5 protein-coding genes and 2 pseudogenes are annotated in these 7,260 nt (G+C 62.5%); 3 read left to right on the forward strand and 4 right to left on the reverse strand.

Annotated elements, in window-relative coordinates; translation table 11 throughout:
- From PG892_RS22700 to trhA, 4 genes and pseudogenes are all read right to left on the reverse strand, one after another.
- A partial coding sequence (locus tag PG892_RS22700) for an Ig-like domain-containing protein (protein ID WP_442865643.1) occupies positions 1-404 on the reverse strand: 404 nt, incomplete at its 3' end.
- A pseudogene (locus PG892_RS20645) lies at positions 382-1,959 on the reverse strand (retention module-containing protein); the annotation flags it as partial. The gene PG892_RS22700 and the pseudogene PG892_RS20645, both read right to left, overlap by 23 nt.
- Positions 1,960-2,154: 195 nt before the next feature.
- Positions 2,155-3,816 carry a putative transporter gene (locus tag PG892_RS20650; protein WP_210601186.1) on the reverse strand — a complete coding sequence of 554 codons (1,662 nt, stop codon included), beginning with the start codon at positions 3,814-3,816 and terminating at the stop codon, positions 2,155-2,157.
- Positions 3,817-3,937: 121 nt separating this feature from the next.
- Positions 3,938-4,570: a PAQR family membrane homeostasis protein TrhA gene (gene trhA / locus PG892_RS20655; protein ID WP_039041319.1), complete on the reverse strand. Its 633-nt coding sequence runs from the start codon at positions 4,568-4,570 to the stop codon at positions 3,938-3,940.
- 191 nt (positions 4,571-4,761) lie between these two features.
- Between trhA and PG892_RS20660 the strand changes: the two genes are divergently transcribed.
- The 3 genes and pseudogenes from PG892_RS20660 to PG892_RS20670 form a co-directional block, all read left to right on the forward strand.
- Positions 4,762-6,267 carry an aminotransferase class V-fold PLP-dependent enzyme gene (locus tag PG892_RS20660; RefSeq protein ID WP_210601187.1) on the forward strand — a complete coding sequence of 502 codons (1,506 nt, stop codon included), beginning with the start codon at positions 4,762-4,764 and terminating at the stop codon, positions 6,265-6,267.
- Between the two features lie 105 nt (positions 6,268-6,372).
- Entirely contained in the window at positions 6,373-6,924 is a 552-nt protein-coding gene (locus PG892_RS20665; protein ID WP_102949208.1) for a septation protein A, read from the forward strand.
- A gap of 24 nt (positions 6,925-6,948) precedes the next feature.
- Positions 6,949-7,185: pseudogene (locus PG892_RS20670) on the forward strand (YciI family protein); the annotation flags it as partial.
- Positions 7,186-7,260 lie beyond the last annotated feature (75 nt).

Genomic DNA, 7,260 nt, shown 5'->3' on the forward strand with positions numbered 1-7,260 from the left:
TTGCCATCACCAATCGCCGCCAGGTCGATGCCCGGCAGGTCCGCGCTGTCGCTGTCCAGGATCGCCTGCTCGCTGTCAGTCGCCGGGTTGCCCGCCTTGTCAGTCACGTCCGCCTTCACGGTGAACGTGCCATCCGCCAGGCCGCTGGCCCCCAGGTCTACGGTGGTGCTGAACTTGCCGTCGGTCACGGTCGCGGTGAAGGTCACCTGCTTGCCGTTCACGTCGGTCACGGTCAGGGTGACCGTCTGGCCATCTTCCACGTTGCTGGTCGTGCCCTTGAGCTCGACCGCCTTGGCTTCCGCCACCGACAGGTTGCCATCGCCAATCGCCGCCAGGTCGATGCCCGGCAGGTCCGCGTTGTCGCTGTCTGCCCGCCACCAGGATGGTGAAGCGGCCATCGCCATCCACCGGGCCGGTGAACGGCTTGCCGTTGACGGTCAGGGTGACGGTGTCGCCGTCATTGAACTCACCGCTGACGGTGCCGCTGACCGGGATCTGCTGACCCGCCTCGGCGGCGTTGATGACGTCGTCGGCGGTGATGTCGGCATCGAGCGCGATACTGACATCCGGTGGAGTGGTGTCTAGCAGAGTGGTGTCGTCACGGGCCTCGGCACGATTCCCCGCCGCGTCGGTGACGCTGGCCACCACGGTCAGGTTGCCATCCGCCAGCCCGCTCAGATCGGCGCTGGTCTGGTAGTTGCCGTCGGCATCGGTGACGGCCGTGACGGTCACCTTGTCGCCGTTGGCATCGCTGATCACCAGGGTCACGGTGCGGTTCGGGCCGACATCGGAGGTGCCGCTGATGGGCGCATTGGCCACATTGCCCGCGTTCACGTCATCCAGGCTCACCGTGATGTTCGCGATGGTGTCCACGCTACCATCGTCGCTCGCCGTGCCTCTATTGCCAGCAGGATCAGTCACGCTGGCAGTCACGTCATAGCCGCCATCCGGCAAAGGCGTCACGACATCAGCGCTGTAGCTTCCATCGGGCAGTACTGTGGTAGTCAGCGTCTGCTGGTTGCCATTGGCATCGGTCACCACCAGAGTCACGGTGCTACCAGGTGTGGCATCCGAGGTTCCCGTGATGGTCGGCGTGCTGTCATTGGTGTTGTCCGGTGCATCGACCGTCACAGTGGGTGCGGTACTGTCCACGCTGCCGTCATCGGTCGCGGTGCCAGTGTTGCCGGCCGGGTCGGTGACGCTTGCCGTGACGGTGTAGGAGCCATCCGGCAGCGGCGTGGTGACATCCACGCTGAAACTGCCATCCGGATTGACGGTGGTGATCAGGGTCTGCTGGTTGCCATTGATATCTGTCACCACCAGGGTCACGGTGCTGCCGGCGGCGGCATCCGTGGTGCCGGTCAGGGTGGGCGTCCGGTCATTGGTGTCGTCGGGAGCGGAGACGGTGATGACGGGGGCGGTGAGGTCGAGCAGTTCATCCTCGCTGCTTTGTGCGTCCGCCAGCGGCGCCGTGGCATCGGGGTTGGCGCTGTCGAAGCCGGCACTGGCGATGGTGGCATCGCCGGTTCTGTCGATGGTGATGAAGCCGCCATTGCCGCTGGCGCCCGCGACGCCGCCGACGTTGCCCGCTGCGGGAGCCCCGCCCGCCGCCGACGCTTCAAACGCCTGGGTCGGGTCCGTCCCCTGCAAGATGGCTTGCTGCAGGGCAGCGATGTCGTCAGGCACCCCGGCTGGCGCGCGCTGGGCGAGTTGTGGCTCGTCCTCAACGGGAGACTTGCTCGGGCTCAGGGTGAAGGTGGTATCCCCTCCCTGGAAGCTGGCGCCCTCCGGCGCGAGCAAGACGGCATCCTTGGGCAGCGTATCGCCTTCAGAAAGAAGCGTCTGGCTCCCGTCTGCCGCGACCAGATAGATCTTGCCTTGCAAATGGGTAACGACGACGTCCTGATCCAATACGATGCTCTTGCTGCTCATGGGTTCTCCTGACATAAAAATGGGCATGGCAATCCAGGCTCCAATGTGCCCGTTAATCACGCCAGATACCAGTTAGAAAAATCGAATGGACAGACCAAAATGGAGCCCCAAACTGGGGCTAAACCGAAGGGAAATAGAAGGGAAATAAAATTAGTTAAATCAATAAAATCAATTATGACAGAAAGATGATGGGAGCCTTATCGGCTCCCATCTCGAGACGCATCAGGCACCGGCCCAGAGCAGGATGGCCAGCAGCTGGGGAGAGATGATCCGCAGGAACATCACCAGGGGGTAGACGGTCGCATAGGAGAGCGCACTGGCCCCGCTGGTCGGGTGCATGCCGTTGGCGAAGGCCAGGGCGGGAGGGTCCGTCATGGAGCCGGCCAGCAGACCGCACAGGGTGAGGTAATTGAGCTTGCCATAGCGGCGCGCCAGCACCCCGACCACCAGCAGCGGGATCAGGGTGATCGCCACGCCGTACATCACCCAGGCGGGGCCATCCCCGTTGATCAGGGTATCGATGAAACCGGCCCCCGACTTGAACCCCACCACCGCCAGGAACAGCACTATGCCGATCTCCCGCAGCGCCAGGTTCGCACTCGGCGGCATGAACCAGTAGAGCTTGCCGATGCTGCCGATGCGCGACAGGATGAGGGCCACCACCAGGGGGCCGCCCGCCAGCCCCAGCTTGAGGGCCGCCGGGAACCCCGGCAGATAGAAGGGGATGGAGCCGAGCAGCACGCCCAGCCCGATGCCGATGAAGACCGGCAGCATCTGCACCTGCTGCAGCTTCTGCTGCACGTTGCCGACCACGCTGGTCACCGCCTCGATGGCATCGAGTCGCCCCACCAGGTTCAGGATGTCCCCAAACTGCAGGCTGGTCTGGCTGGTCGGCACCAGCTCGATCCCGGCCCGGTTGAGGCGCGAGATGACCACATCGTATTTCTGCTTGATGTCGAGATCGCGGATCCGCTTGCCGAGCACCTGCTCATTGGTGACCACCACCCGCTCAACCCGCAGATCCGTGCCCCGGGTGGAGAGGGAGGTATCCACCTCCTCCCCGAGCACCAGCAGCACCTTGTGCAGGGCGTGGCGTTCGCCCACCAGGTGCAGCAGATCGCCGAGCTCGATGTGCGAGTCGGGCTTCGGCACCATCAGCTCGTCACCGCGCTTGAGGCGCGAGCAGATGACGTCTGTCTCGTCCAGGCTCGGGATCTCGCTCAGCATCAGGCCGTGCATGTTGGGGTTGCGCACCGCGATGTTGATAGTCTGCAGGCTCTCCTTGGTCTTGCCCGCCTGCTGCTCGAAGGCGGTCGCTTCCTCCTCGATCTTGATATGGAAGAACACCCGGATGAGCCACATGGTGAGCAGGATGCCGCAGATCCCGAACGGGTAGGCCACGGCGTAGCCCATCCCCATCAGGCCGGTGGAGCCCGGAGCCGCCCCCAGCTCAGCCAGGATCTGCTGACCCGCCCCGAGGGACGGGGTATTGGTCACCGCGCCGGAGAAGACCCCGAGGATCACTGGCAGCGGCACGTCGAACAGCTGGTGCAGCGCCGCCGCCACTACGCAACCGAGCAGCACCAGCAGGGCGGCGAAGCCATTGAGCTTGAGGCCCGAGCTGCGCAGGGAGGAGAAGAAGCCGGGACCGACCTGGATGCCTATGGTGTAGACAAACAGGATCAGACCAAACTCCTGAATAAAATGAAGTGTTTGCTCATCCAGCTTCAAGCCGGAGAGCCCGGCGAAGTGGCCCACTATGATGCCGCCGAACAGCACCCCGCCAATGCCCAGTCCCACGCCATAGACCCGCCAGTTTCCCAGCCAGAGTCCCAGCACCGCCACCAGCGACAATATGCTGATGGAAAGCGCGATTTCACTCATCGTTTGCATCCTTTCCAAGCTGAACTGACCCTAGCTTGTCAGCAAACGAAGGGGGCAACTGTGGGGTGCCGCACGAATTCAGGCTTTCATGAGCACAAAAATACCAATTAAGGGTTAGCCATCAGATATAGCCATAAATGGCCATGAAGTGACACAGACTGCCCCCCAGCACAAACAGGTGCCAGATGGCGTGGTTGTAGGGAATGCGCTTGGCCACATAGAAGATCACTCCCAGGCTGTAGATGAGACCACCCAGCCCCAGCAGCAGGAGCCCGGTACCATCCAGATGCAGATAGAGCTGGTAGATGACCACCAGCGACAGCCAGCCCAGCATCAGATAGGTAAATAGCGACACCTTCTTGAAGCGATTGATGAAGATCAGCTTGAACACGACCCCCGCCAGGGCCAGCCCCCAGATCACCACCATCAGTCCTTGCGCCAGCGGCGTATCGAGCGCCACCAGCAGGAAGGGGGTATAAGTGCCGGCGATCAGCAGATAGATGGCGCAGTGATCGAACAGCTTGCTCCAGCGTCTGGCCGCCACCGAGCTCACGCTGTGGTAGAGCGTCGAGGCGAGATAGAGCAATACCAGGCTGGCACCGTAGACGCCGTAGCTCAGCAGTACCCTGGGCCCCTGATCCCACCCCTTGTGCAGCAGCAAGACCAGTCCCAGTCCGCCCAGCAGCAGCCCCAGCCCATGGCTGAGGCGATTCGCCCACTCTTCCCGTGGGGAGTACCCCGTCACATCCATCATTACCTCCAACCCATTACCGGCCCACTCTAGCGGCCGACGTTTCAGGCTACAAGTGTTAGCTGAAAATAAAGGAGCGAGGAGAGGGAGGGCCAGAGATGGCTGTGCCCCCCGCCCCTTTGGTGTATGCTCTGCCGCCGACGCCGCCCATGCGGATGGCCGCGTCTGCCCGACAATCTGGTCTGGAGAACCCGATGAAGCTCACTGAACTGTTTACACAACCGGATCCTGATTTCGGCAAGGCCATGACGGCCCTGCTGGAGCACTTCCATCATTCCGACGACAGTCAGGCCCCCTATCAGCGGGGCAGCTTCACCCACCAGCTCGATCAGTCGTGCATGCCCACCATCGGCATCTCTCCCCGGGACTATCTGGCACGGCTCGCCACCCTGGTACCCGGGGCATCGCACCTCACCTCTCCCCGCTACATGGGACACATGACGGCGCCGCTGCCGGCCTTCACCGCCGAGCTCTCCCGGCTCTTGGTGATGCTCAACCAGAACCCGATGAAGATGGAGTCCTCCCGTTTGCTGAGCTTTCTGGAGCGGGAAGTGCTGGCCAAGCTGCACCGTCTGGTCTACCGCCAGGACGACGCCTTCTATGCAGCCCAGATGCATGCCAAGGATGCAGCCCTCGGCGTCATGACCAGTGGCGGTACCATCGCCAACGTCACCGCCCTCTGGCTGGCCCGCAACCGGGCCTGTGGCGACAACCTGTTCGCCCTCGCCGAGCAGGGCTATCGCGGCGCCGTCATTCTGGGCTCGCGGCTGATGCACTACTCCTTCGACAAGGGGATGGATCTGCTGGGACTCGGGGCTCGCAGCGTCTGGCGTCTCGACACAGACGAGCACAATCGGCTCAGTCTGGCAGCGCTGGAACAGGCCCTTCAACAATGCAGGAAGCAGAAGCTCAAGGTGCTGGCGCTGGTCGGCGTGGCTGGCAGCACGGATTTTGGCTCCGTCGACCCGCTGCCGGAACTGGCCGCCATCGCCCGGCGCGAGCAAATCCACTTCCACGTGGACGCGGCCTGGGGTGGTCCGACCCTCTTCTCGCCCCGCTATCAGGGATTGCTTACGGGGATAGAGCACGCCGATACCGTCACCCTTGACGGCCACAAGCAGTTGCTGGTCCCGCTCGGTACCGGCATGCTGCTCTGCCGCCAACCGGACCTGATGATGACGGTGAAGCGCGAGGCTCCCTACGCCATCCGCGCCACCTCCTTCGATCAGGGTCGCTTCACTCTGGAGGGGACCCGTCCCGCCAACGCGCTCTATCTGGATGCCGCCTTCCAGATGCTGGGACAGCAGGGTTATGCCCAACTCATCGACGCCAACTACGACAGGGCGAGGCGAATGGCCGCGCTCATCGACGCCAGCCCCGCCTTCGAGCTGATGTCGGCACCTGTCATGAACCTGCTCTCCTACCGATGCATTCCGCCCCACCTGCAAGGTCAGGTGCCCGATGTGGCGGCCAACGAACAGATCAATCTCTTCAACGTCGCCCTGCAAAAAGCCCAGCGCGCCGAAGGGCACAGCTTCGTCTCACGCACCCAGCGCGCAGTCTCCCGCTATGGCGAGCAACCGCTCACGCTGCTGCGCGCCGTCCTACTCAACCCTCTCATCGAGGAAGCGGACATACACGCATTGCTGGACGATCAGGTGCGCCTTGGCAACCAGATTGCCAGCCAGCTGTTCGAGTAACCCGCCGCCCCGGGAAGGAACTGCCTGCAGAATGGACGGTCTTATTCATTTGCCGTTGTCTGACGGGCAGGTACACTGAGTGAAATTTTGAGGTTAGAGCCCAGCATGAAGCAGTTTATCGAGTTCATCCCCCTGATCGTCTTCTTCGCGGTCTACAAGTTTTACGACATCTACACCGCCACTGGCGCCCTGGTGGTCGTCACAGGCCTGCAACTCCTGTACAGCTGGCTTCGCTATCGCCGGGTCGAGAAGATGCAGTTGTTCACCTTCGTGCTGGTCGGTTTCTTCGGCGGCCTCACCGTCTTCTTCCACAACGATGCCTTTATCAAGTGGAAGGTGACCGTCATCAATGTGCTCTTTGCCCTCGCCCTGCTCATCGGCCGCTATGGCTTTGGCAAGAACCTCATCAAGCAGATGCTGGGCAAGGAGCTCCAAGCCCCCGACCGGGTCTGGGACAACGTCAATCTCGGCTGGGTCGGCTTCTTCACCCTGTGCGGCCTGCTCAACCTCTACGTGGCCTTCAACCTCTCCCAGGAGATGTGGGTCAACTTCAAGGTGTTCGGCCTGCTGGGCATGACCCTGGTCTTCACCCTGCTCAGCGGCGTCTATCTCTATCGCCACATGCCGGCCGAGCAGAACGCAGAACAGAAAAAATAACCGCAACCAGAAAGGGATTGTTCCATGTGGTATCTGATCTACTCCGAAGATGTCGCGGGCAGCCTGCCCCAGCGCAAGCTGGCACGCCCTGCCCACCTTGCCCGCCTGCAAGCCTTGCAGGATGAGGGCCGCCTGCTGACGGCCGGCCCGAACCCGGCCATCGATGCCGAGGACCCGGCCGATGCGGGCTTCACCGGCAGCACCGTCATCGCCGACTTTGCCAGTCAGGCCGACGCCCAGGCCTGGGCCGATGCGGACCCCGTAAGTATTCACCGGAACAGTATTGACACAGGAAAAATGAGACGATCGTCTCTTGATCCCACTTTCCTGCTTGCT

Origin of the sequence: Aeromonas sp. QDB68, assembly GCF_027707405.1 — a bacterium.
Taxonomy (GTDB): domain Bacteria; phylum Pseudomonadota; class Gammaproteobacteria; order Enterobacterales; family Aeromonadaceae; genus Aeromonas; species Aeromonas caviae.